Raw genomic sequence first — 25,899 nt, forward strand, 5'->3', positions numbered from 1 at the left:
AACTACCACATTTTCCCTCAAACTAGCAGTGTTTCAGGCATCGCGACTTGCGCTCCAACCTTCACCTTTGCACTGATATCCAGGGCAGCAACCGAGTGTGTCAAGAATCCGAGCGATATATAATCGACCCCCGTATCGCTGTACGAAGCGAGGTTATCGATCGTGATTCCGCCGGACGCTTCGGTCACAATACCTTCCGGAACCAGCCCGATCCACTCTTTGATTTCTTCGGGTGTCCGGTTGTCGAACATGATGACATCAGCTTTAGCAGCGACGGCTTCGAGCACCATTTCTTTCGTTTCGGTTTCAACTTCGACCTTAACCATGTGGCCCACCTTTTCTCGGACCGCCGCAACCGCTCCTGCAATCGATCCGGCGAATGCGATGTGGTTGTCTTTCAGCATCGCCCCGTCATACAGGCCATAGCGGTGGTTCTGACCGCCGCCGCACCGGACCGCGTATTTCTCAAGCATCCGCAAGCCTGGCGTCGTTTTTCTAGTGTCACATATTTTCGTATAATCACTGTTCAAAATTTCGACAGCTTCCCGTGTTTTCGTCGCAATTCCGCTCATCCTCTGTACAAGATTCAAAATGACGCGCTCGCCTTTCAGCAGGCTGTCCACCGGCCCCCATACAGTCGCCAGCACCTGTCCCCTTTCGATTTTTTCCCCATCACAGACAAAAATGTCATACCGCAGCTCCGGCTCAAGGATTGGATATCCTGTCCGGATGATGTCTTCCCCGCAGAATACGCCGCTTTCTTTAGCAATAAAATTGACCTCACCAAACTGACCTCTTCCGAATATTTGGCTTGTAACGTCTCGGTCTCCGATGTCCTCCAGGAAAAATTGCTCAAGTTGCAACCGCAGTTTCAATTGGTTCATTGCTTTCATTCCTTTTTTGAATAATTTGCCTGGTCATCCAGTCGTTATTGTTTTCAGCGGGGTAGTCGCGGCGAAAATGTCCTCCCCTGCTCTCTGTTCGCTTCAAAGCTGATTCCGTAATCAGCCAAGAAGTGATTAACATGAACACCTTCGTCATTCCTTCAATTGTCAGGTGATCCAAATCAGCATTCAATAGGTCTTCTATTTGAAAACTTTCAAGCCAGTGCTTTTGTGTGACTAAGCCTTCTTTAGACCGGACGATACCGACGTTGTCCATCATGAAGTTCTGAATATCCTTGATTTCCGGCAAAATTCCGATAGCTTCCAGACTATGGCATCCATTAATTACCGACGATTGATAAGCCCGATTATTAAATGTGCCTATTTCACGCGGACCACTACTGCCATTAAGCCACTCCGACAATTTCTTTCCCATAAAAAGTCCTTCAAGCAGCGAGTTGCTTGCCAGACGGTTTGCTCCGTGCAGCCCTGTACAAGCAGTCTCACCGATAGCATACAATCCATCGATGCTTGTCCGGCCGATCAGATCCGTTTTCACGCCCCCCATTAAAAAGTGACTACCGGGAGCAACAGGAATCCGGCATTTCCAATTTACGTGATTTTTTTCACACAAAGCGGTAATCGTCGGGAACCGCTCGGCAAAATTTTCAATGGTCGATACATCCAGGTAAACTTGTGTCCCGACACGCAAATAATCGTAAATTGTCTGCGCAACGATATGCCGCGGCGCTAGGTCTCCTAATGGGTGGATGCCTTCCATGATTGCTTCTCCCGCCTCGGTGACGAGACTTCCGCCATCCCCGCGGACAGCTTCCGAAATTAATCCATGAGTTTTTCCATCCAGGTAAAGCAGGGTTGGATGAAACTGGATAAATTCCATATCGGCGATTTCGGCTCCTGCTTTATATGCGAGCGCAATGCCATCCCCTGTTACGGTTTCCGCATTGGATGTGTGACTGTAAAGCTGGCCGCACCCGCCTGTTGCCAAAACAATATGGTCGGCATAAAACGATTCAATGTTGCCAGCTGCATTTTTACCCTTAGCTCCTATGCATCTCTGCCCGGAGGAATCTATGATTAAATCATACACAAACATATTTTCAATGACTGTAAATTTACCGGCTATGGTCGACTTGAAGTGCTCCATGATCCGCCGGCCGGTTGCATCTCCGCCTCCGTGAACAATTCGATTTTCACTGTGCGCGCCTTCCATTCCAAGCAGAAGTCCGCCCTGTTCATCCGTATCAAAGCGGCAGCCGGATTCCCACAGTTCTTGAATCAATTCTGGCGCTTCCCTAGTCACCGCCCATGCTACCCCGTGGTCGTTATGAAACCTGCCGGCTTCCACCGTATCGGCAAAGTGGCTGTCAGGACAATCACTCTTGCCAATGGCAGCGGCAACTCCACCCTGAGCCAAGTTAGAATTTCCACTTTCCAGAACAGACTTTGTGATAATTATCACATTCTTATCGTCATAAAGACGCTTCGCCAGCTGCAAAGCGGCCACGCCGCTTCCAATAATTAGGACATCCGCCTTTTTCATCACGCGCCTCCTAGTATTTACAGGTGTCTTGACACATATATTTACATACTATTACACTTATGACAAGTCTTTTTTATAAAATTCATAGAAAGCGGGATTACAGGTGAAATATTTTGATTATGCCGCCTCCTGTCCGTTGGATCAGGAAGCCGCGGAAGTCTATGTAAAAGCGGCGTCTTCTTACTATGGGAATTCAAGCAGCCTTCACGATATCGGTGATCAGGCAAATGAGCTTTTGGAATACAGCCGGAACCAATTCGCCCGATTTTTCGAGGTATCAAAGGACGGCATTTATTTTACAAGCGGAGGATCTGAAGGTAATTACTTGGCCTTACAAACGTTATTGTCAGGTAAGGTAAAAAGAGGAAACCATATTATTACAGGAATGGCGGAACATTCCTCGGTTTTGAATACAATGGAAAAATTACGACAAGCGGGATGGGATATCACGAAGCTTCCTTTTGATTCAGGTGGGAGAATTGACGTGGAAACTTTCAGGAACGCCATTCGCGAAGATACCGTTCTGGCAAGCATCCAGCACGCAAACCCTGAAATCGGAACGCTTCAGCCGATTGAAAAAATTGGCGCGCTATGCAGGGAGCATAATATTCTTTTTCACAGTGACTGCGTTCAGTCTTTCGGAAAGGTTGATGTAGCACAAATTGCCCGGGCCGTTGACAGCCTGACGATTTCCGGGCATAAATTTTACGGACCAAAAGGAGTTGGGGCGGTTTATCTGAATCCTGCTCTTAGGTGGGAGTCATATGCTCCCGGTACAACACACGAAGGCGGATTCCGTGCGGGAACAGTGAACGTGCCGGGGATTGCAGCCATGACCGTGGCGGCGGAAAAAGCGATGAAGAATTTGGAAGTTTATGAGGAGCATTACCACATGCTGCGGGAAGAATTTTTGCAGTCACTCGCGCCTGTTAGGTCGTGGTGCACCGTTTATGAAGCAGACCTGCCTTCCACAATCGGCATGAGAGTGGACGGGCTTGAAGGGCAGCTGATCATGAACGAAGCGAACTTGCGCGGATTTGCCATCTCGACGGGAAGCGCCTGCCAGGTGAGTCTGCAGGCGCCGTCGAAAACAATGGTCGCACTTGGCGTAGAAGGGAAAGCAGTGAAAGAGTTCATTCGAATCACGTTGGGCCGGGAAACGAAAGTGGAGGATGTTCGGGAGTTAGGCGAGGCGCTTGTAAAAATTGTCAGGGAGAATGGATAGGAGCCGAGCAAGGAAAACATAATATCGTTACAAGAACTAAAGCGCAAGCTCCTTACTTAGCACGGGCTAACAAGCTGATTCCGAAGAGGCTGTTCTTCAAGCGGACTTCCGTCACCATTAAGTGAAACTTCTTTGAGTATGCTTCATCCTTACGTCGGGCTGAACAAAGAAGCTTTCGCACGGGAGCAAAACCTTGTAGGCTTGATCCTTGCGGGGCTAGGCGCTGAAGCTGGACGTAATATAGCACTCCAACAAAGTTATCTGCACAATAAGCATTGTAAAGTAAGCTCAACAAGCCGACAGTTAAATGTCGGCTTGTTTCTGTTTGTTACCTAGATTAACAAAGTATTTCTTTTTTTAAAGCTAATTAACAATTTATTAAAGATTTGGTTAAAATTGGATATTTCGACAAACGTTTTAAAGTAGGTTGCTACAATGGCTTTAGGTAAACGAAAGGAGTTGAAAACCACCCTTTTTTTTAATAAAAATAACCGGAGGTATGCAAATGTTAATTAAGCGAGTTTGGAAACTATTCGTTACTGGTCTTGTTTTATTGGTTGTTACTGCCTGCGGTGGTGGTCAAGACGTGCCTCCTCAGGAGGAGCCGGCTGATATGGAGGAATCTCCAGTGGACGGCACGAATACAGAGGAACCGGCTGGAGATATAAATGAAGATTCTTCATTAGATGAGACAAATATTGAGGAGCCGACTGAAAGCCCGGCAGAACCTTCAACCGGTGAAACGGGTACAGAAGCGCCCTCAACTGATAGCGATGGAAGCGACTGATAGTTAGAGATTACTGTACATGTCCAGGATAAGCGTACAATAGTGCCGTCAAGAGCCTCGCCCCCTTCAATCGAGGTCGAGCCCGACAGCCCTCGAGTGAGGCTCAAAATATGCTTTAATGATTCGGAGCTGAGCCGATAGGCCAAAACATGATTTTGATGAACCCAATAAGTCAAAACCTCACTTTTATGAGTGGGGGTAGACCCAAGCCAGGATCTTAGTTTTATGAGCCCGAACCCAGCAGAAATCAACCAAACCGAACGAGATATGGCCAAAGAAGATCGCGCTGGGGAGAGACGCACCACGGAACGTTAATAAACACTCAATCTGTTATATATCACACTCTCTGCTTTCGGCCGCATGCCGAAAGCTTTCTTTTTTAAAAAACAAAAATAATCTGCTCTGTCTCAACTAAGAAACAAGCAGATTATGGAGAGTCCTCATATAGTTTTTTCAATGTATCATTACTCCTCTGTTTTACTTAAGCACCGCTCACACTCGTTGAAATAGCACTCGTGCATTTCATTCATTTCTTCTCCGCATTGGCAGCATTGTTTGGCAGGAATATTTCTATAAAACTCTATTGGCATCATTTTGGATGGCCTCCCTTTTTGTTATTAAACACATTGTAGTATAACAGTTTAATAAAGTCAACATCTGTTATATACCTGTTTTATATATATTACATTCAACATGTAAATAAATGTGCTAAAAATAGACCAAACATATTTTTACAAAATATACTATTCACGGTTTGGGATTTCGAATATAATTATGTAGATATTTGATAATTTAAGGGGGAGTCTCATTTTGAAGCGTTTGTTGCCAGCATTACTTGCGGCAGTTCTTGCTATTTGGACGCTGCCATTATCCGCTTTTGCGGCGGTGGATTCGAAAGATCCGAAGTTTCAAAGCTATTTGAAAGAAATTGGAATGTCCGAGGAAGAGTTTGCTACATATTTTATGGATGTCCATGATTTCACTCTTGAAGATTTCGATTCTGTTCAGGAAGTAAAAGATTACTTGGGCGATACAGTAAACAAAGAAAACCTGAAAGCCCTGCTTGCTGATTATGAAATGACACAGAAAGAGTTGGAACAGCTGCTTGCCGAACAAGGTAAGTCTTTGGATGATTTCATTTTCATTGATGACCTTGAAGCTGAACTTTATTATTTGTCAGTTGAGGCTATCGATGAAGAAGCTGCGATTGCAATCCTTGGTGAGTTTGGACTTACAGCTGAAGAGATGCAAAGATTGGCAGACCACTTGGAAAAAGTAATGGAAAATGCTGATGAGGAAGAATTTTTAGACAAACTATTAATCTTGGGCGACCGCTTGATGGCTTTCCCGGAATTCGATAGTTCCTCAGATCTTACTCCAGCGCAGATCGCCGAACTGCTTAGTATTTGGGACGAGCTCCTGGATCTTTTTCAAGTAAAAGTAGATTACTATCTTGTAAAAGATGGAATTGAAACGCCGATTTCCATGTCCGCTCTAGTCCAGATGGATACAATTGACGGTGCGGATTTACTAATAAAAATTTACTCCAAAGACGGAGTGTTCCTTGCCGACTTAATCATTACTAAAGAAATGTTCGGCTCGGAAATTATTAATAATGTTGGCCAAAAAGCAGAAACTGCAGTAAAAACTGCTGCCGGAAAGCCCGTTGTGAAAACAGTGAAAGGCGGAAAGCTGCCAAACACCGCTTCCGACTACCTTCCGAAGGCGGCTGCTGGACTTGCGTTCATCATTTTTGGCGCCTTCTTATTCCGTAAATTCAAAGTTAAAGGTGCCTAATGAAACGTTTCATTCTCATTGCAGCGGCAGTTGGAATGATTGGACTTGGCACTTGGCTTGCCGGAACAAATGCCTTCAAATTTTTGACGGGGTATATGACAGTAGATAAAGTCAGTTCAGAGCCTGCGCCCGTCAAACAAGAAGAAGCACCACCAGTGGAAGTGCGTGAAACGAAAACTGTCGTTTATGACGATCGGCCCGAAGAGGGCGAAATCATCGGCGATTTGATCATCCCTAAACTGGATGCAAAGCTGCCGATTTTCCATGGTACCGATGAGGATGAACTGGAAAAGGGCGTTGGCCATTATGCCGGCAGCGTCCTTCCCGGGGAAAAAGATAATTCGGTACTTTCCGGTCACCGGGATACCGTCTTCAGACGGCTCGGCGAAGTGGGAAAAGGCGATACATTGATCGTTACCACGGCTAAAGGTGAATTCACTTATAAAATTCGCAAGGTTCGAATTGTGGATGCAGACGACCGGACAGTAATCGTTCCGAAGCCGCGTGCCACCTTGACCGTCACCACATGCTACCCATTTAGGTACATTGGCGATGCGCCCGAACGATACATCTTGGTTGGCGATTTGATCGACAGTAAAAAATATAAAGAGTGAGGAGCCGTGCCGGTTGGTGCGGCTTTTTTTGCGTCTGCGCTCACAGGAGGGGGCAGTGGTACGAGGGTTTGAGCTGCTTTTACATGCGGGGGTGGTGAGTTATACGTGGGCTGGAGCAGTTATAAGAGAGTTGGAGCAATTATAAGAGAGTTGGAGCAATTATAAGAGAGTTGGAGCAATTATAAGAGAGTTGGAGCAATTATAAGAGAGTTGGAGCAATTATAAGAGAGTTGGAGCAATTATAAGAGAGTTGGAGCAATTATAAGAGAGTTGGAGCAATTATAAGAGAGTTGGAGCAATTATAAGAGAGTTGGAGCAATTATAAGAGAGTTGGAGCAATTATAAGAGAGTTGGAGCAATTATAAGAGAGTTGGAGCAATTATAAGAGAGTTGGAGCAATTATAAGAGAGTTGGAGCAATTATAAGAGAGTTGGAGCAATTATAAGAGAGTTGGAGCAATTATAAGAGAGTTGGAGCAATTATAAGAGAGTTGGAGCAATTATAAGAGAGTTGGAGCAATTATAAGAGAGTTGGAGCAATTATAAGAGAGTTGGAGCAATTATAAGAGAGTTGGAGCAATTATAAGAGAGTTGGAGCAATTATAAGAGAGTTGGAGCAATTATAAGAGAGTTGGAGCAATTATAAGAGAGTTGGAGCAATTATAAGAGAGTTGGAGCAATTATAAGAGAGTTGGAGCAATTATAAGAGAGTTGGAGCAATTATAAGAGAGTTGGAGCAATTATAAGAGAGTTGGAGCAATTATAAGAGAGTTGGAGCAGCCACGGAAGGTTTCCCCTTCCGTGGCTGCTCCAAGCTCATCTCCCTTCTGAAGCGTCTTGCACTAATCCCAGCCGTGTCACAGTTTCCTACTCAAAACAAATAATCCCCCTAACTATTGGAGGATTACCATTGTGTGAACTACCGCAAAATCCAATCACCTAAATAAATCCAGACAGCATCATTTCTACAGTGAGGGATTGTGCCGTCAAGTATGGATCGCTTTTTTCTCTTTTTTCGCCAAAGACTTTTTTTCTTCTTTTTCCCCCATGATGGATGTGCTATGTTGCGGCTGCAGCCTGGCTTTTGGATCGATGTGCATTTTTGCGTTGCTCACAGCAACAGGTGCTTCTCCAAACCCGGTAGCAATCAGCTTCACTTTTCCTTCATATGTGCAAATATCGCCAACTGCATAGATTCCTTTGATGTTCGTTTCCATTTTCGAATTGACGACAATCGAATTCTTTTCAATGTCTAAGCCCCAGTCCTTGATAGGGCCGAGAGAAGAAATAAAGCCGTAATTAACGATAACATCATCAACTTCGACCACCTCCTTGCGGTCACTCCCTATCTCTTCTAGTACAACCTGCTCTATCCGGCCGTCCCCAATCAAGTCTACCGGTACAAACGGAGTCCGTATCTCCGCCATCGAATTTCGCAGCTGGTCCACGCTGCTTTCGTGCGCCCGGAATTTGTCCCGCCTATGTACAATCGTGACATTTTTGGCAATCGGCTCAAGCATCAATGACCAATCGACTGCAGAATCCCCTCCGCCAAACAGAACGACGCGCCTTCCGGCAAATTGATTCATATCTTTGATAAAATAATGCAAGTTCCGTCCTTCAAACCTTTCGGCTGCTTCAAGCTGGAGTTTTCTTGGCTGAAACGCGCCATTCCCTGCTGTAATGATAATTGTTTTTGTATGATGTACTTCTGTATTTGTGGTGATTTTGAAGGTCTCATCCGCCTGTTTTTCCACCTGTTCGACTGATTGCCCCAGACAGACGATAGGGTCGAACTGATACATTTGCTCACAAAGTCCATCTATAAGATCCTGTGCTCTCACTTTTGGAAATCCAGCGATGTCATAAATATATTTTTCGGGGTATAGGGCTGCCAGCTGGCCGCCCAATTGCGGTAAGCTTTCAATGATTTTCACTGTCATCTGTCGCATTCCTGCATAAAAAGCTGTGAAAAGTCCGGCCGGCCCTCCACCGATAATAGTCAAATCGTATAGTTCTTCATCGTGCAACATCTGCGTCGCTCCTTTGGAAAAATTTTATTTCTTTAACTCGACGGTCATTTCGACTTCAATCGGCTTGCCCGAGTTAATGAAGCCACTCCAGGCTTAGCGATATAGCCGCCAAACACTGTTTATGAGCCAGGTCTACCGGTGCATCAGCAAGTATCTGCCGCTTCTAATCCGTTTTCAAAAAATTTTAATCCCCGAGCTTACAAGCATTTTCATTTCTCCACTTACTCTCAACCAAAGCGCTCTCTTTCCTCGGTACGGCTCTGCTTTTTCGCCACCACATAACCACTCACTAAAATACCAATAAATACGGTCCAAAATATCGCTTTCCATGTAAATGAATTAGGAAAAGCATACTTTAAAACAGCGACACGCGGATGTGCGAGAGTCAGGACCGCCAATTTTACGCCGACCCATCCGACCAGCAAAAATGCAGCCGACTCAAGTACCGGAAATCTCTGAAGCAAGCGAACAAATGTGACGGCAGCAAACCGCATCATGATCATGCCAATGACACCGCCGATAAAAATGACAATGAACTGGCCTCCGTCAAGTCCGGCGACTGTAAATTTCCCAAGTGGTGTCAAAGTCACGGCCAGTGCAACAGCTGCCAGCATGGAATCCAGGGCAAAAGCAATATCTGCCAGTTCAACTTTTAACACCGTCATCCAGAAAGAAGACCTCTTCCCCTCTTTTAGCCGGTCGCTGTCCTTTTCCTTCGCCCTTCCGATAAAATGGTTGAAGCACAGATACAACAAGTAGGCCGAACCAATCGCCTGAACCTGCCAGATGTTCACTAATGCCACGATGATGAACAGGGCTGCAAACCGAAATACAAAGGCACCCAGCAGACCGTAAAACAGCGCTTTCTTCTGCTTGTCCCTTGGCAAATGCTTCACCATTACAGCTATCACTACTGCATTATCAGCTGCTAAAACTCCTTCAAGGCCTATTAAAATCAATAAAATCCAACCATATTCCAAGAGCAGGGTAATTTCCAAGCAGGTTGCCCCCTACGTTGTGACCTTTTCAAATTTGTCCGGATCACCCTCGAATGATTCCTCTGAAATACGGATGGAACCCGATGGGCACTCCTCAAAAGCGTCCTGTACATCCTCTTCGAATTCTTCATCCACTTGGGCGGTCCCTCGATTATCGTCCTCCATCACAAAGGCCAAACCCTCTTCATCGTAGTCATATATATCCGGTGCAAGCGATCCGCATGAACCGCAGCTTATGCAAGTATCCCTATTGACGATCGTATATAACGCCATATCAAGTCTCCTCCCTAATAAAAGGATGGCTGGCTTCAGCTATAAAATGAGGTGTCATTTTGCCGAAAGATCCTCTGCAATGACACCTGCACACATCACATATTATCAACTGTCCACCCCGACCTTTTCCTTTTCTTCATATTGTAGAATCCTTTGTTCAAAATGCAGTTTGACGATTGCATCCCTTTCGCAAAGAGAACATCGCATTCGACAACGCGGCTTGCTGACATGAGGAGCTTTTGCAAACTTGACTGCTTCTTTTAAGTGATCGACGCAAACCCACATCGCTCTCCCTCCCCGTTCATTTAACAATCCACCGGTTTACTTAACCTGAGCAGGCTTTCTGTCAAGCTTGTCCGGCTTCCTTTTCTTCACCTGTTTCGTAATTTCCATATCCCAGGCAACAGCGACATCTCCATCTTTAACAAATGTTTGGCATCCAAGGCGATATCCTTTTTCCAACCACTCTTCGCCAAGCTTTCTTTGCTCCTGCCTGGTGACTTTATCCAAATGCTCAGCACCTTCTACCGGCTTAAAGACACATGTTCCGCAAATTCCACCGCCACACAGATTCGGAAGGTCCCCATCATAACGGAGAGACATTCTAAGAATATTGGAGTTCTCCGGGACATCAAATGTTTTTTCGCTGTTGACAAAATGAATTTTAGGCATATCCTAGCTCCTCCTTTTCTTTTGGTATATGGTATACCAAAGTAAGCAAAATAAAAATTATGGTGTAAACCAAGGGCCCAACTCTCATTGAGCCCTCACTTTGCTTTTCAGGTCTTTCAATCACCCTTTGTAAAAAATTGCTTTGCAATCTATTTTTTTCAAAGAATCTATTCTGTTATGAATTTCAATGCCTGAAAGTTTTATTTTTAATCCGATGCATCATTTCAAAGCTTATTTTTTAATGTCTGCCTGCGTCTCGACGGTCATGCCTTCTTTTTCCAAATGACTTTGCAAAGCTTGGAGCGCAGCTGTACCAACCGCTGTATCCTGTTCCCCGTTTCCGCCGCTGATTCCTACTCCTCCAACCACTTCACCGTCAACAACGATCGGGAATCCCCCGACAAAGATAGCAAACTTTCCCGGAAACATAAGTTGAATCCCATATGCTTCGTTTCCTGGAAGTGCCGGACCATTCGGCTCTGTGTTGAACAAGTGAGTGGAGCGCTTATGGCCTGCTGCCGTAAAGGCCTTGGCAATTGCAATTTCCGGTCCTGTGATTCGCGCTTCATTCATCCTTTCAAGAGCGATCAGATTTCCGCCCTCGTCCACGATGGCGATCGTTTCCGCCACGTTGATTTCTTCTGATTTCTTTTTCGCAGCTTCAATCATCAGCTTGGCTGCTTCCAATTCAAGTTTAATAGCTGTTTTAAAAATCTTCTTCTCTGTCACTGACATGTGTTTTTTTCCTCCTTTATTAAATCTAGCCTTAGGTGCGATCGGCTCGAAGTCATAAGTCAAATTACTGTGATGACTAAAAAGCTGCCTCCTCAGGAACCGTCTTATTTGCCCGCGCTGAGCAAGGCGCTTTCACTTTTCTTTTTGTCCAGCTGCAGGCGGCAGGGGCTCGAGGCCGCTTCGATCCGGTCAATGAAGGCAAAGAACGCCTTCACCGCCCGGCTCTCCAGCGCTTGTCGCCCCTAAGCAGCCGCCTTCCGCTTTTCTAGTGTCCAGTTGCAGCGCCTAGCCCCTCGAGGTCACAAGCCGCTTCCCTGTGGTGGCTGAAAAGCTGCCTCCTCGGGAACCGTCTTGTGCTTGTCGGGGCTGAACAAGGCGCTTTCACTTTTCTAGTAACCGACATAAACTGTTTTCACTTGCGAAAAGAATTCTAATCCAACTCTTCCTGATTCACGGAAGGTGGCTGTACTTGAGTTTTTGAATCCGCCGAACGGAGCATTCATCAAGTTCCCTGTAGTTGTCCTGTTCACTTTTACCGTACCCGCCTGGATGTTTTTCGTGAATTCGTTTGCAACTTTCAGGTTGTTGGTCACGATGGAAGCGGACAGGCCGTAGTCTACCCCGTTCGCAATTTCCATGGCTTCTTCGTATGTAGACACTTCAATGACGGCGACAACCGGACCGAAGATTTCTTCCCGCGCGATGCGCATATCAGGTTGTACGTCTGTAAAAATCGCCGGTTCCACATAATAGCCTTTGGCATACTCTCCGTCCGTAATCTGCTTGCCCCCGTAAACGAGGTTCGCGCCTTCCCGAGTACCAATGTCAATATAGTTCAGGATGTTTTTCAACTGACGGTTGTTGGCGACCGGACCAATTTTGACTCCTTCTTCAAAGCCGTTGCCGATCTTTAAGTTCTTCGTTTTTTCAATCAATTTGTTGATAAATACTTCCTTAATGCTTTTCATAACTATGACACGGCTTGTTCCAGTACAAGCCTGGCCTGTCAGCGCAAAAGCCCCGTTGATTGTAAGCGTCGCAGCCAGGTCCAAATCGGCATCTTCCATAATGATGATGGGATTTTTTCCTCCGAGCTCCATTTGTGTCCTTGTGGAAAAGGAGGACTTGCTGTGTATGTCTTCTCCCGCTGCTGTGGAGCCAGTGAAAGTAACGGCCTTGATTGCTTCGTGAGTCACTAATAGATCGCCGATGTCAGATGACTTTCCGGTTACAAAATTGATAACCCCTTTTGGTATCCCTGCATCCAGAAGTGCTTCAACCAGCCTGAAGGCGATGAGTGGTGTGTCTGATGAGGGTTTGAATACCACGGTATTTCCAGTGATCAAAGCCGGAGCAATCTTTCTGGCTGGAATCGAGATTGGGAAGTTCCAAGGCGTGATGACAGAAACCACCCCAAGCGGTTCGCGTTCTGTGGACACCTTCATGTTCGGATCATCATGCGGGAAAGTCTCACCTGTGAACGTTTGACCTTCCACTGCATAGAAGCGGAGGGTCTGGGCGGATCTGATCACTTCGTTCCTGGCATCGTTGACATGTTTCCCTTCTTCCCTCGTCAACTCCTCAGCCAATGTATCAACGCTTTGCTCCATAATATCCGCCGCTTTGTTTAAAATGGCAGCCCGTTTGGACGGCGAAGTCGCAGCCCATTCAGGAAAAGCTCTGGATGCTGCTTCAATCGCCTGGCGGACGTCTTCTTCATTGGATGCCTGAAAAATCCCTACAATTTCTTCCTTGTTGGCCGGATTGATGCTAGAAAATGTTTGGCCGCTTTGGGATTCACTCCAGCTACCGTCTATCAAGTTTTTAAAAGTTTCAACCTTCGTAGTAGTCAGCAACGTTTATCACCTTTTCATTGATATTTCCAATGGAGTGACCGCCCGCTCATAGATTGATAGACTTGGAAGTAGCCAGCGGTCATCTTTTAAAAAAATCGGACCTGCGCCACGGGCAGAATTACTCTATCCTGCCAAACCATTGATGCTCTTATTTCCGGCCCGGGCTTGTTCGATTTTAAATCCGATTTTGCCAGTGCATTATTAAGATTGGATCAATTCTCCAAGATCCTGTTCAATATATTCTCTCCACAAGCCATCCATATACATGCGGCGCATTTTCGCTCCAGTGCGAACAATTTCGAGGCAGCGTTGCTGTAATTCAGGCGTGTCCGCGTGCTCAAGAACAATCTTGTATCCGCGCTCGCCATGAATTTCGTCAGATACGATGTGAAGATCGAAGAATTCAATCTCTTCATCTGTAAATCCGTATTTTTCCCTCAATGCAGGTGTCTGTTTTCTATAGATGTCAGGAACTTGAGATTCAAGACCGACTACGAGTGCAGCTGTTGCAACAACGAAGTTTTCACGGGCTGCTACTGCATAGCACCAGCTTTGAAGTCCTAGTGTTGTAATTGCCATATTGTCAGGATTAACAACTCTTTCAGCAGATGAACCGCAAGCTTCTGCGAAACGGATCAACAGGTCTGTGTGGCGGTCGCCTGCAATTTCTTCTTCATACATATTTTGAAGCGTGAAGTCCTTTGCACTTAAAAACTTCTCATCCATCGGAGTATTATGGTAGATATACGCCAGGTAGTCAGCAAACGGCCCAACATAGTGATAATGGTTTTCGGCCCATCTCGCGAAGTGTTTTCTTTCAAGCTTTCCTTCTGCCCAAGCTACAGTAAAGGGAGCCTTTTGGCTGTGATTTCCTGCGATTGCAATCTCCAATTCTTTACGAAAGTCCTCTTTTGATAATAGTTCTGCCATTGTTATTTTCCTCCTCGAATATTGTATTTGATATTTTGTATACCATTTAAGTTAAAAAATAAAGTGGAGTTTTGTCCGTTTTTAACTCAATGGGAATTCCTAGATTCATATAGTAAAACTTAGCTTTTAAAGGTGTTAAAAATTGAGGTTGGTGTCATAGTATTTTGGAATCTTCTTTTATTAATTTCATCATTTCACTTGAGAGATTATCAAGCGCTTCTTCGACGATTTGCCTGCCAATTTCGAAATCAGCTTTTGTAGCATCTCCGATGCAGCCATTTTTGGTCATTTCTTCATACCGATAGAAACCTTTTAGTGCCTTTCCCGGTCTAAGTTGGGTCCATCTTCCCGGCTCCTGTATGTCCCCTCTTTGCAGTTTGTCTGCACGAATGAGCTCTGGGGCCAAGTAGAGCGCTTCAGAAATTTCCCTTTCACAGCTGTGCCCGAACAATGTTGAATGAACGTTTTCAGCTATTGCATTTTTTGCCGAAGCGGTCGTTTTCGCATAATACACTTCGACATTCATTTCTTCGGTAATCATGTTCATTGCCACATCCAGGGTTGACTGATTGCCGCCATGGGAATTTAAAAATAGAAATCGCTCAATGCCATGATGCTTCAATGACGAAACTATATCCTTCAGCAGCATGATTAATGTTGTAGGTTTCAGCGAAATCGTTCCCGGAAAATTCAAGTGATGGGTGGAAACGCCCATGTTGACTGTCGGTGTAATGATGGCGTATGGATATAATCTCTCTCCTAGTTTGACGGCCATCCTTTCTGCCAAAACCGCATCGCAGCTTTCTACCATATGAGGGCCGTGCTGCTCATGCGCTCCAACGGGAATGATCGCCAGCCTTACTTGCTTTAATGATGCTTCCACTTCTTCCCATGTCATCTTCGTCAGTTCATAACAATTCATTTAGCTTCACCTTCTGCGCCATTGTCACCGCTTTCAATTAACCGTGATGCTTTACGCTCCACTGACCGCCGCCACTACTATGTTGTTAAAGTAGTCTTGCGCTTCTTTGGAGGCTTTACGGTAATGTTTTCCTGAGAGATTTCGATATCTTCCTTGATATATAACTGGCAAGTGAGCCGGTATCCTTCATCGAGCTTATCTCCAAGCATGTTCTTTTCTTTCCAGTTTGGCGTATCCAACCCTTCTGCCCCGTTAATTACCCTGCAAGTACATCTGGTGCACTTTCCCATGCCGCACCCATACTTCAATTTCGGAAACTCCTTGATTCCTGCCATGACTACCAGGTTGGCATTTTCTTTCACTTCCTGCTCTATAATCGTCCCCTCCACATGAAGTGTCACTTTTGGCATTTTAAGCATCCCTCCTTTTTTCGGAAATCTTTAACTTGGGTATATTGTATACCAAGACATTTGGAAAGGCAAGTGATTTTTTAAAAAACTCTAACACTTGGGAATTATCAATTCAAATGAGCTATTGACTACTATACTACTTACAAGGCTTTGCAGTGTCAAGTCTGTTATCTGAATTATTCCATTTAATTAAAATGTTCAAAACATAGTGTTGAATAATTGTAAAGCTTGGTATAAACTACTAGTAAGTATTTGGTATACAATGTTCCAAGCAAGGAGGTGCGACCAAGCTTCCTGTCACTGTAGTATTTGTATTTTGGTAAGCGATTACAAAAAATTAGAGGAGTGTTTTAAAATGGGCAAGTATATTTTATTGACGAACAAGGAGACTTTCCAAACGGATCTGAGCAACGATGGACTGGAGATTGTGGAAACATACAACTTCTATTTTTTTGAAAAGCTGCGGGCAAAGTATTCAATTGCCAAAGTAGTGGATGAAAACGCCAGAATAAAAATGTCAGAGGAATATGAAGGAAAGGAATATGTGAACCATATTCGTGTCAAGTTCTTCGAGCGCTTCGAAACAATTGAAGAGGTCCGTGAAGAGTTATATGAAATTGTCGACCGCGATGAAACAGATCCATCCGCCAATTCAAGGCTGGTCAAACTGGAGAGCGCTTCAGCTTAAGAGCAAATGCGCAAGTGCCTGTTCATTGACGTACAGACTGAGCTGAAATATGGAAGGCGGCCGTTTAGGGGCGACAAGCGCTGGAGGGCAAGTCAGTGAAGTCGTTCTTTGACTTCATTGGATTGACCGAAGCGACCTCGAGCCCCTGCCGTCTGCAACTAGACAAGAGTGACTCCAACGAGATAAAGGAAACACGGCGATGAAGGCCGCCTCAGAACGCGACATCCTGTCGCTTCGCTTGCACTAGCACTTCCTGTGCGTCGGTGGCACTAGGACGTCCTGTCCGACGGAGCCGATGTTGACTTATCGTAGGCAAGCTGCATCTTCGAGAAACTCCCTGCGCTTTGCGACGAGCTGAACAAGGCATCTTCGAATCAACTATGGCGCAGGAGCACCAGAGGCGCGAAGTCTGCTAGTCGATAGGCGCTGGAGCTGGACGTAGCATAATTCGATTAACAAGTTAGCTATAGACATGGAATTTCGGTTTACTAAACGATGAATAAAGCGATCCCCTCCTAAATTAGGAAGGGATCGCTTTTTCTTTTGATTTAAAATTTGATCATTCTTCTCAGCCGAGCAAGTTTCCTATCCGCCTTTTCCTGCGCTTTGCCAAAGCCGAATAAATATTTCATCATATAGCAGCTCTCCCTCACGTGATTGTTATCTATATTATAACCGAACTTTCCATTTTGGTATACCAAATACCAAAAATAATGTATAATATATGCAATCAATAGTCGCATATTTCATGAAATTGACAAAATTGTATGCCAAGTCATGAATTCTTTCTTGAAAACAAACGGAACACGGTTCATATTCTATTTATAAGGAGGCTGCTTGATGTTAAATTTATTGTTCCTCATTGTATTATTTTTGTATTTTCTTTCTATCCTGGTTCCATCTCTTGGGCTGTCCGGATGGATATCAGTCCTTTGCATGATCATAGTCCTTTGTACATTTTTTAAAACATCAAGGTTTGTCCAGGTGTTAGGGAGTATATTTCTGACAGCGGGGGCATTCCTGCTTTGGAACACAGGGGTACACTGGACTCAATACATCTTATCCTTCGGTCCGATGCTGGATTTGCTGATGATGTTTACATTAATCCCTATTCTGGGAATTCCTATCACTCTGGGCAGGTACAGTGTAGACATTCAAGGAATTTTACATAATAAAATTAAGACTAATAGACATTTATATATGCTGACATCGGGGATTTCCTACTTTTTCAGCATCTTTATGAATTTGGCAACTTTGCCAATGACCTATTATTCTATCAAGCCAGCGTTGGAGGGGTTTCCAGTCCAGCATTCGGAACGGTTCATGAGCCGGGCAATCACTAGGGGATTTGCGATGCCGCTCATCTGGGCTCCAGTGACTCCGATTGTCGGGATTGTCATCGGCGTAACCGGCGTCAGTTGGGTATCCATCCTCCCTTATGTTGTGCCGCTTAGCATATTCGGATTGATACTTGACTGGTATTTAGGCTCACGGATTTCGAAGAAGCGAATACAATCTACTCATGCCATGGACGAGATGGCTGCCACATCGGAAAAAGAACCGAGCAACCCTAAGAGGATTTTTCAAATATTGCTCGCTATTATCTTTTTTATTGTATTCGTATCTGTAGGGGAAACATTTCTTCCTTACTCATTTTTAACACTTGTTTCACTTTTGGTCATTCCATTCTCATTTGCATGGTCCCTATTATTAAAAAAAGGAAAAGAATTTGGAGGAGCGTTCCGAAAACATTTTCAATCCTTCTCCAATAATATGAGAGATCAATTTTTCTTATTTTTATCAGCAGGTTTCTTTATCTCAACGATAAAAATATCACACAGCAACGAATTGGTGAATGTCTGGATAGTCAATTTGATCGGGGCGATCGGTACGAATTTCTTTTTAATGCTGCTGCCGCTTATTCCATTAGCTTTTGCATTTCTTGGATTTCACCCAGCTGTCACACTGGCATTGATGGCAGAGACCTTAAATCCGGACATTACACACATATCCGCTCATATACTGACTGTCGCCATGCTTTCCGGTGCAGCGTCGGCATTTTTGATTGGTCCTTACAATGCAACCATCGGCCTTATGTCCAATATTGTCAAACAAAGTTCCTATAAAGTGTCCAACTGGAATATGCCGTTTACCGGCATATACATCGTATGTACGATTATTTATCTGTTATCGCTGCAATGGCTGACCTAGAAAAAGGAGGAAAAGGGGCCTGACCCCCGGCACATTAAGGCGCTAATGTGCCGGGGATCAGGCCCTAACAAAAAAAGATGCCTTTCCATATATTGGGATTCAGGCATCCAAAAACAGTACATAATATATTTTTACCAAATGATTATGGCGACGGTTGTAGCAGCCAACAGGCTGACCATGACTGGGATGAAGTTTCTGCGCGCCAATTCGATTGGCGATATTTTTAAGAATCCGGCAACTGCCACCAAGGAAGACCAGGCAATGATTGTTCCTCCACCTGTCCAAATGGCTCCCATCTGGCCAATAGCCGCCATGGTTGATGCATCGATGTTAGCACCCGAAGCCAAAGCACCTGATAGAGCACCTGTTAATGGAAGGCCTGAAAAACCTGAACCATCCAAACCTGTGATGATTCCGATCAGCAAGATGCCGTACCCTGCAAAAACTGGATTTTGCGGTATGTAGACTTGTCCGGCCTGGATTGCATCAAACAGGAAGGCAGGTGTTGCAGCATCTTCCCCAAGTGACAGAATCGCTGGTGTGAAGTCACTGCTTCCCATGAAGAAAAATCCGGCAATCGGTATGACTGGAGCCATTGCCTTAAATGCAAAGACAAAGCCATCGGTTAGATGTTCACTGATTTGATCAAGGGCCTGTATGCGGTTTAATGCGATTGTTGCTAACACCAACAGAATTGTTGCCACACCACCGACAAATGCAGCGCCATCTGTACCTTCAAAGCCGGAGCCTCCGGATATTTTGAATTGGAACATATAAATCATGACAGCAAGCATGGATAGGGGGACGATGAGTGCAAATGCTTTTCCCCATCTCTCTTTTCTTTGGACGATTTCTGCATCCTCTTCAACTGTAGCAGCGAGTTCTCCTACTTCTTCGAAAAAGCTCTCCTGCATTTTCATGTCTTCCTCAGATGTAGCACTTTTCTTTGACATCGCTTTTCTTGCCGAAAAATAAACGATGGATAAAGCACTGAATCCGGTAATCAAAGATAGAACCATCAGTTTGTCTGTAATCAGCGCCTTGTCTATACCTGCGGCACTTGCACTGATAACGGGTGCTACCTGGATGATATAGTCCGAAGACAAAGCCATCCCCTGGCCTGATATGACAACAACCATGGCGGCGACCATGACAGGAACACCAGCACGGACTGCTGCAGGTACCAATAAAGCACAAATGAGCGGGACCGCGGGAGTCGGCCAGAAAAAGAGCGAAATGACGTAAGTAGTTGCAAATAAAATGATAAAAGAAACATGGCCGTTAACCATCACCTTTTGGAGTGGCTTGATCAATTTCTGATCGGCTCCAAGTCCTTTCAACGCATTCAGCAAAGCAATCATAAGAGAGATGATCAGAAATATGCTGAAAAGTTCTTTGGCTGCGACAAGGTTAGCATTAAACACAGCTTGAAATCCGCTGACGATATTACCTTTGTACACGGCTGCCACAAGAAATGTTCCAATGATGATCGGCAATACAACGCCTCGTCGGAAAAGCATAGTAGCGATTACAACAACTGTTACAAGCAAATAGAGCCAATGCGCTAAGGTCATTTCCATGAATTTTATCCCCCCAACTGTGTTTTTATCAAAAAGTCCTTACTGGGTAACTTCAGTCGTTCTTGCTTTACATCTCCCCCCTTCTATTGAAAGCGCTTTATTAAAGTGGCAAAAACTTACCGCCTTAGTATTGGCGGCATAAAAAATATTCCATTTTGTGTTTTGTATACCACTTTAAGTAATTGAAAGATCACCATAATGGTTATTAATATAACATCGTATTTCTCTCAAGTCAAATGATTTTGAAAATTCCTTTTGGTGTGAATTGAATATCTAATGGTGATAAAATAACGTCTGCAGGGAATTTCGGCAAGACAAGTTTGAGCTTTTCTTTAAGTCAAAAATAAATCAGCAATGAACATAGCAATGTAACTAAGAGCTTAACACAGGATATCGTGACTGGCATCTAAGTGCAAAGCGAAAAGAGAATTTTGCGGCATGCTTAATCAGTGTGAGTGATCTTATTTTTCGGTAGACGACTCCACAGATCGAATAAGAAAATGGAAAAAGGGGTTTGGCTCCTTTATTGGGCCTGCCCCTTTATTTTATATAGTCGTCGAAACTTCTTTTTCACCTGTGGTTGCCTCAATATAGGCGTTTTTGGAGTTTTCAATGTGAATTTTCGTCAAGTACTCCGCCATCTCCACTTCTCGGTTGCAAATCGCCTTCATGATAGCCAGATGCTCTTCCATAGATTGCCTTGGCCAACCTTCCTTCTTGAAGCCTCTCTTAGCAAAGGCACGGATATAATCCGTAAGGCCCCCAAGAATTTCATAGAGCTTCGAATTTTTTGCGGCACTGTATAGAAGATAATTCAGTTCACTATGCAGCTCGGCGTAATCCGTTTCCGTGCTCTTCAACTGTTCTTCCACTCTCTCGATGCACTCCTTGAATTTCTTTTCGGTTGCATCATCCAGTTTTTGTGCTGCAAGCTTGGCTGCCAATGATTCCAACGAAGAAAGGATGGTGAACGTTTCTAATATTTCTTTTTCGGATATATCAGCAACAATCACCCCTTTTCTTGGGATGGTTTTTACAAAACCTTGGGATTCCAATCGAAATAGCGCTTCGCGGATTGGAGTTCGGCTTATGTTCAATTTCTCCGCAAGCTCACGTTCAATCAGGCGGTCCCCTGTCTTTAATTCTCCTTCTAAAATAAGGTTTTTAAGATGTCTGTACGCCCTCTCGCGTATAGAGAGAAGACTCTCTTCTGTCCAGCTCGTCAAGTTGCATCCCCCCTTCTGAGATGAATATTCTCTTCGGTATACTTTATACAAATTATACTTGACTTTTCTGTAAATATCAAATAATGGATGAATTTTACTTTAACTTGATTGAACTGAGGACCTCCGTAATGAGCCCTGCAAGGGTTGAAATGTCCTCCATATTCGCTTCGGTCAATGATTTTTCCGGAAGTAATGGATCGAGCTCATTGACCACAGCTCTAATATGATGTTCACCGATAGGATGAAGGGTTTGATTAGCCGCCCTTCCAGGGACAAGTGGACCTTTCATCAAGTAAATCTCGCCGACTTGACTAGCATCTCCCAAACTGGCATCGATAGGAAAGATGAGCGGGTCGGCGAATTTGTTATGTATATTCTCAAGGGCGGCATTTAAATTCAACGCGTGAACAGGTTCGTCCATTGTGCCAAATACATGAAATGACACCCCTTTTTCCTTTAACATGCTTCCTACCATTGGTCCCAATGAATCTCCGGTTGACCGGCTGGAACCGATGCAAAGAAAAATAATGTCTTTAGAAGCTGAGTTCTGAAGAATTTCAATGATCATATTCTTCATTGCCTCTATATCGCCCTCTTGGGCAGAAATGGCAAAAATCCTGTTTGAATTCTTCTTTTCTTTTTTTCTCCGCTTAAATAGAGCAAACACCGGCCTTCCCCCTCCTTGAGTATTATACCCAAGATGCCGAGCGGTTCTCATCTTTTTGAGCTTACAGGATTTAATTACTTTTAGGGGGTGTTCAATGGGGAAGCGGTGTTGGAACTACAGCTTGAGAGACCGATTTTTGACAAGCACCCAAATAAGTGAAAAAGACCAGCTACAAACCGGTCTGCTTCACTCATTTTTTCATATATTTGATTAAGGAGGTCTCATCCTTATGCATATTGGATTTGAGCTGATGACGCAAAGGACGTGGACCATTTTACCAGGCGCTTCTTTTACGACTTTCATTTTGTGGGATAATGAAAAAATACCTTTATCGATTGGAAAAGATGTTTTTCATGTTGCGGGGACAATACTTCCGGATAAAATTTTGACCGGAACCGGAAGGTTCCATCATTCTTCAGAAGGCTTGATCAATCGTTTTGAACCTCTGCAATCAAAGCCGTGCCGCCTCGTTTCCTGTCCAAAAGATCCTCCGGCTGCTCTCCACCTCGAAATCTCGGTTCCTAAAGCTGAATTAGTGGATACAATATACCAAACAACTTTTATAAAAATGTGGATAAGGAAAAACAGCAGGGTCGACAGTGCTATTCTCTACTTTGATCCACACTCTGTCCAAAATATCCAGAAAAATCGATTTCTGGTTGACCTCACACACACATTGAAGCGGAGCATTTCATCACACTAGTATAGGCGTCAAAAAGTATACTACCAGGAAGGCGGTGATCAGCCGCATAACAATCCCGATGACCGCAGCTGTCATAGCTTCTTTTTCATTCAAATCAGAGTTCGCTGCCCAAATAACAGGGATTTGCCCCAATATGGATGACAGCGGCAATCCTGAAGATGCCAGTACAAAAGAGCCGATGACCAGGCGTGGATCCATAGTGGAAGCCACTTCAGCCAATTGAGCCATTGCAAGTGTCGGAGAGGCAAGAATGGACAAGATTCCCGTTTCCGGATCAATATTCAATGTCAGCAAACCAGAAGATAAAGCGGATTCAATCGGCTTCCAGACACCGATATACTCCAATAACCCGATGACTGCAAACACTGCAGCGACGGCAGGTATGATTAAAAGAAAGACCAATTCTGCACCTTCACGGGCAGCATTGAACAAGGTGGGCAAAGCTCCTGTTGTGGGGGTGAATTTAGGCAGATTTTCAATATCGACCGCTTTTGTGTCACGATAGATGGTCTTGGATAAAATCAAAGGTGCCACAACGACTGGCAGAAATACAGCCACAACAACAACGACAAATGCATTTACACCCACCGCTGTCAATGCAATCATTCCCAGCATGAAGGTAGAGAATGACTGTTGCGACTGAACCATAGTGGCCACCGCCATCTTCTGCTCCGCTTTCGTGGCTCCCGAGCGCACGAGAATCGGCCCCGCAATTTTTCCGGCAGCGTTAATATCGCCGAGGATATTGTAAATGCTTGGAATCAATACAGCTGAATTGATTTTCAGCAGCTTCGTAACCGGAAGGAATACACGGATCAACGCATCAGTAAAACCGAGCCTTTCCAATGTGCGACCAATGATCACACTGACAATGATAGTCACCCCGACTGTACCCGTCAAAAACACTTCGACGACAACAGGAAATACCTTATCGACCATTGCGGAAAACAGACCCGCCAATGTTCCGGGAGAGATCATCATGACTGACAAGGAGGCAATAATTAAAGCCAAGCCCACCAGTTCAATTTTTTCCCACTGCCGCTTACGGGGAACCGATTTACTGGCGGCTTCCTCTAGAGATACTTCTTCTTCCACAAGAGGTTTAACTTCACCCATCATCCATTCACTCCTTCATTATGATAACTCGGCAACCTTCTTCTTGACCAAATACTTCGACGCCATCTGCTCTGCATATTCCATCATTTGAGGTGTGCCAACGGCTCTTGCCGGCAGACTTGTCACACGTTCTCTGAAAACGACAACCTCTACACCAGGGAGAAGCATGTCCAGTGCATAGGCGAGCGGAAGCCCATTTTCAAGAATTTCCAGCACATGGCAATTTCCGACGACAAAATTCAGGTTCAATTCTTCAGCAGTCCGGATCAGTTCATGCCCATCATACACACGACTGATGGAAGCAAGGACGGTATCGGCTTCCGGGTGTTCCTTTGCTACCTGCCGTAAATGTTCTGGCGTAAATCCAGTATGCGGAAAAATATGAATGATGTTGTTTACCGGGTTGTCCGCTTCCCCTCGAAGAATCCGTCCACGGGTGACCACGCTTGTTTCGGTCATCGATGCGTTCTTCCGAATTTCTTTTTCCAAAAACAGCAGATTATTTTCTTCTTCCAACCCCATAAACAGATCTAACCGATTTAAAATATCACTAAGCGTTTTTACCCCAGGCAGAGTCTTTCCCACAAACAGAACGTTTCCTTCCAGCCCTCCGTACGAAATATCCGTGCGATAAACTTCATGCCCATGTAAAAAAGAGATTCCTGGATGCAATCCATGAAAAGCTTCATGCAATTCAAATGCCGAAATATTGTAAAGCCCTAGATAATTTTTTAGAGTGACCCCACCGGAATTGGCGGCCTCCGCAATCGGATGATGTGCTACGATGGCATCAACGCCGGTTGCCCCTGCAAGTTCGATTGAACCTTCCGTCATTGTCATTGTTACGGCAATCTTCTTCACCTCTCTTTTTTTATCTCCATATACGAGTCCTGGCGTCTCAATAATATCCTTTCCCGGAATATTGGAAGATTTTCTAATGACAAATGGATGCTCCTGTTTGTCCACCTCACTGAGCGAATGAATCACCCTTCCTCCTGTAATTTCATCCAATGCATTTAAAACATCCTCAACTGTATGCATAAACTTTCCTCCCTTATGGTTTTTGATATAAAAAAAACGTCAGCACAAATCAGACAGATAAACATCTGCGGATTCGCACTGACGGCTTTTATGCGCTCAAATGAGTTCATTTGACCAGTCAAGTTAGATTCAATTGGAAAGATATTGGCTGACATCTTTATCAAGAACAATGATGGTCACTGCCAGTTCTAAAAATGGATCATAGTCCTTTAAAATGGAAATGACCTGCATCCCGTACTTATTTTCAACCAATTCCCTGAAATGCTCTTTATGGCTGTCAATAATGGCGACATCAGTCAAGCGGGTAATTAAGCGATTAAACTCGTCCAAATGCTTAAGAGAAGGGATTCTCTTATGATAGGCGAAAATTAATATCTTATCCCCGACAATTTCAACCTTCTGACTTTTGACCCCAATATCAAACATGCGCAGATTGAGCTCATTGTAATCTCTTATCAGCTCCTGTTTAAAAGACCCGACGGCCAGTTTCATTCAATTATCACCTTCTTTTGAAAAGAAGATTCCAAATACTTAAACAGTAATCTACCATACTATTTTCCGTATGTAAACCCTTACATTGAATTTTTTTAAAAAAATTGTATTTTATATACCAGCTTCGTTGAAAAATGAAAGAGAGAGCAGTGACGCAAGAGTTTGGGGTTTATACGTGGATAAGGGCCGTTATTCACTGGGTGAGGCGGGTTATTAGAGAGTTGGAGCAATTATAAGAGAGTTGGAGCAATTATAAGAGAGTTGGAGCAATTATAAGAGAGTTGGAGCAATTATAAGAGAGTTGGAGCGGCCGAGCGAAGGCTTCTCCTCCGCCGGCCGCTCCGAACCTACCTACCCAAAAACTCCCAATTGCCTCCACTTGTATCCCTGCCGTCCGCAGTCCGATTTTTTCCGGACATGACGAGTAACTAATCCTAAAGATGTATTGACAATCATATATGAAAGAATATATTATA

General features: G+C 44.4%; 26 protein-coding genes. 7 read left to right on the plus strand and 19 right to left on the minus strand.

Going from position 1 to position 25,899, the window contains the following annotated elements; all coding sequences use genetic code 11:
- Positions 1–17: 17 nt before the first annotated feature.
- Together nadC and nadB are read right to left on the minus strand one after the other, a co-directional pair.
- Positions 18–884 (minus strand): carboxylating nicotinate-nucleotide diphosphorylase, encoded by an 867-nt coding sequence (nadC, locus tag D4T97_RS11310; RefSeq protein WP_126050741.1) that lies wholly within the window; start codon positions 882–884, stop codon positions 18–20.
- Complete coding sequence (nadB, locus tag D4T97_RS11315) at positions 853–2,448, minus strand: L-aspartate oxidase (RefSeq protein ID WP_126050743.1); 1,596 nt, start codon at positions 2,446–2,448, stop codon at positions 853–855. Before nadB ends, nadC begins: the two co-directional genes overlap by 32 nt.
- 103 nt (positions 2,449–2,551) lie before the next feature.
- On the opposite strand from nadB, the gene D4T97_RS11320 reads away from it, so the two are divergent.
- Positions 2,552–3,673, plus strand: coding sequence for an IscS subfamily cysteine desulfurase (locus tag D4T97_RS11320; protein ID WP_126050745.1), 1,122 nt, complete (start codon positions 2,552–2,554; stop codon positions 3,671–3,673).
- 505 nt (positions 3,674–4,178) lie between these two features.
- Positions 4,179–4,460 carry a hypothetical protein gene (locus D4T97_RS11325; RefSeq protein WP_126050747.1) on the plus strand — a complete coding sequence of 94 codons (282 nt, stop codon included), beginning with the start codon at positions 4,179–4,181 and terminating at the stop codon, positions 4,458–4,460.
- A 464-nt stretch (positions 4,461–4,924) separates the two neighbouring features.
- Here the strand turns inward: D4T97_RS11325 and yhfH are convergent, their stop codons facing one another.
- Complete coding sequence (gene yhfH / locus D4T97_RS11330; RefSeq protein WP_126050750.1) at positions 4,925–5,053, minus strand: protein YhfH; 129 nt, start codon at positions 5,051–5,053, stop codon at positions 4,925–4,927.
- A gap of 217 nt (positions 5,054–5,270) precedes the next feature.
- Here yhfH and D4T97_RS11335 point away from each other — a divergent pair, with 217 nt between their 5' ends.
- A complete protein-coding gene (locus tag D4T97_RS11335) occupies positions 5,271–6,257 on the plus strand; it encodes a processed acidic surface protein (protein WP_164525550.1) in 987 nt (328 codons plus the stop codon).
- A complete protein-coding gene (locus D4T97_RS11340; RefSeq protein ID WP_126050753.1) occupies positions 6,257–6,871 on the plus strand; it encodes a class D sortase in 615 nt (204 codons plus the stop codon). Before D4T97_RS11335 ends, D4T97_RS11340 begins: the two co-directional genes overlap by 1 nt.
- A 985-nt stretch (positions 6,872–7,856) precedes the next feature.
- Here the strand turns inward: D4T97_RS11340 and D4T97_RS11345 are convergent.
- The 10 genes from D4T97_RS11345 to D4T97_RS11390 all read right to left on the minus strand — a co-directional run bounded on the left by D4T97_RS11345 (position 7,857) and on the right by D4T97_RS11390 (position 15,699).
- Positions 7,857–8,903 carry an NAD(P)/FAD-dependent oxidoreductase gene (locus D4T97_RS11345; RefSeq protein ID WP_126050755.1) on the minus strand — a complete coding sequence of 349 codons (1,047 nt, stop codon included), beginning with the start codon at positions 8,901–8,903 and terminating at the stop codon, positions 7,857–7,859.
- A gap of 227 nt (positions 8,904–9,130) precedes the next feature.
- Complete coding sequence (locus D4T97_RS11350) at positions 9,131–9,901, minus strand: TerC family protein (RefSeq protein ID WP_126050757.1); 771 nt, start codon at positions 9,899–9,901, stop codon at positions 9,131–9,133.
- Between the two features lie 12 nt (positions 9,902–9,913).
- Positions 9,914–10,174, minus strand: a complete 261-nt coding sequence (locus D4T97_RS11355) for a ferredoxin (RefSeq protein ID WP_126050759.1) — start codon at positions 10,172–10,174, stop codon at positions 9,914–9,916.
- A gap of 105 nt (positions 10,175–10,279) precedes the next feature.
- The gene (locus D4T97_RS11360; protein ID WP_126050761.1) at positions 10,280–10,459 is read right to left on the minus strand and encodes a hypothetical protein; all 180 of its coding nucleotides are present in this window, start codon (positions 10,457–10,459) and stop codon (positions 10,280–10,282) included.
- Positions 10,460–10,495: 36 nt separating this feature from the next.
- A complete protein-coding gene (locus tag D4T97_RS11365) occupies positions 10,496–10,846 on the minus strand; it encodes a 2Fe-2S iron-sulfur cluster-binding protein (RefSeq protein WP_126050763.1) in 351 nt (116 codons plus the stop codon).
- 231 nt (positions 10,847–11,077) lie between these two features.
- Positions 11,078–11,581: a GlcG/HbpS family heme-binding protein gene (locus D4T97_RS11370; protein WP_126050765.1), complete on the minus strand. Its 504-nt coding sequence runs from the start codon at positions 11,579–11,581 to the stop codon at positions 11,078–11,080.
- 389 nt (positions 11,582–11,970) lie between these two features.
- Entirely contained in the window at positions 11,971–13,437 is a 1,467-nt protein-coding gene (locus tag D4T97_RS11375) for an aldehyde dehydrogenase family protein (RefSeq protein WP_126050767.1), read from the minus strand.
- A gap of 201 nt (positions 13,438–13,638) precedes the next feature.
- Positions 13,639–14,367: a TenA family transcriptional regulator gene (locus D4T97_RS11380; RefSeq protein ID WP_126050769.1), complete on the minus strand. Its 729-nt coding sequence runs from the start codon at positions 14,365–14,367 to the stop codon at positions 13,639–13,641.
- Between the two features lie 154 nt (positions 14,368–14,521).
- Entirely contained in the window at positions 14,522–15,289 is a 768-nt protein-coding gene (locus D4T97_RS11385) for a creatininase family protein (RefSeq protein WP_126050771.1), read from the minus strand.
- A gap of 77 nt (positions 15,290–15,366) precedes the next feature.
- Positions 15,367–15,699 carry a 2Fe-2S iron-sulfur cluster-binding protein gene (locus D4T97_RS11390; protein WP_126050773.1) on the minus strand — a complete coding sequence of 111 codons (333 nt, stop codon included), beginning with the start codon at positions 15,697–15,699 and terminating at the stop codon, positions 15,367–15,369.
- 355 nt (positions 15,700–16,054) lie between these two features.
- Here D4T97_RS11390 and D4T97_RS11395 point away from each other — a divergent pair, with 355 nt between their 5' ends.
- Both D4T97_RS11395 and D4T97_RS11400 read left to right on the plus strand, forming a co-directional pair.
- A complete protein-coding gene (locus D4T97_RS11395; protein ID WP_126050775.1) occupies positions 16,055–16,387 on the plus strand; it encodes a hypothetical protein in 333 nt (110 codons plus the stop codon).
- Positions 16,388–17,227: 840 nt separating this feature from the next.
- Positions 17,228–18,598 (plus strand): hypothetical protein, encoded by a 1,371-nt coding sequence (locus tag D4T97_RS11400; RefSeq protein WP_126050777.1) that lies wholly within the window; start codon positions 17,228–17,230, stop codon positions 18,596–18,598.
- Positions 18,599–18,729: 131 nt separating this feature from the next.
- Here D4T97_RS11400 and D4T97_RS11405 read toward each other — a convergent pair whose 3' ends face one another.
- The 3 genes from D4T97_RS11405 to yyaC all read right to left on the minus strand — a co-directional run bounded on the left by D4T97_RS11405 (position 18,730) and on the right by yyaC (position 22,071).
- Positions 18,730–20,178, minus strand: coding sequence for a hypothetical protein (locus D4T97_RS11405; protein WP_126050779.1), 1,449 nt, complete (start codon positions 20,176–20,178; stop codon positions 18,730–18,732).
- A gap of 545 nt (positions 20,179–20,723) precedes the next feature.
- Entirely contained in the window at positions 20,724–21,404 is a 681-nt protein-coding gene (locus D4T97_RS11410) for a GntR family transcriptional regulator (protein WP_126050781.1), read from the minus strand.
- A gap of 94 nt (positions 21,405–21,498) precedes the next feature.
- Positions 21,499–22,071: a spore protease YyaC gene (gene yyaC / locus D4T97_RS11415; RefSeq protein WP_164525551.1), complete on the minus strand. Its 573-nt coding sequence runs from the start codon at positions 22,069–22,071 to the stop codon at positions 21,499–21,501.
- A 229-nt stretch (positions 22,072–22,300) separates the two neighbouring features.
- On the opposite strand from yyaC, the gene D4T97_RS11420 reads away from it, so the two are divergent.
- Positions 22,301–22,774, plus strand: a complete 474-nt coding sequence (locus tag D4T97_RS11420; protein WP_126050785.1) for a hypothetical protein — start codon at positions 22,301–22,303, stop codon at positions 22,772–22,774.
- Here D4T97_RS11420 and D4T97_RS11425 read toward each other — a convergent pair.
- The 3 genes from D4T97_RS11425 to D4T97_RS11435 all read right to left on the minus strand — a co-directional run bounded on the left by D4T97_RS11425 (position 22,766) and on the right by D4T97_RS11435 (position 25,423).
- Positions 22,766–23,893 carry a hypothetical protein gene (locus tag D4T97_RS11425; RefSeq protein WP_235872223.1) on the minus strand — a complete coding sequence of 376 codons (1,128 nt, stop codon included), beginning with the start codon at positions 23,891–23,893 and terminating at the stop codon, positions 22,766–22,768. The two genes, D4T97_RS11420 and D4T97_RS11425, sit on opposite strands and share 9 nt — an antisense overlap.
- Before the next feature lie 15 nt (positions 23,894–23,908).
- A complete protein-coding gene (locus D4T97_RS11430; RefSeq protein ID WP_126050790.1) occupies positions 23,909–24,931 on the minus strand; it encodes a Nif3-like dinuclear metal center hexameric protein in 1,023 nt (340 codons plus the stop codon).
- Between the two features lie 129 nt (positions 24,932–25,060).
- A complete protein-coding gene (locus D4T97_RS11435) occupies positions 25,061–25,423 on the minus strand; it encodes a Na-translocating system protein MpsC family protein (protein WP_126050792.1) in 363 nt (120 codons plus the stop codon).
- Positions 25,424–25,899 lie beyond the last annotated feature (476 nt).

The sequence above is a fragment of the Siminovitchia acidinfaciens genome, assembly GCF_003605385.1.
In the GTDB taxonomy this organism is placed as follows: domain Bacteria; phylum Bacillota; class Bacilli; order Bacillales; family Bacillaceae_C; genus Siminovitchia; species Siminovitchia acidinfaciens.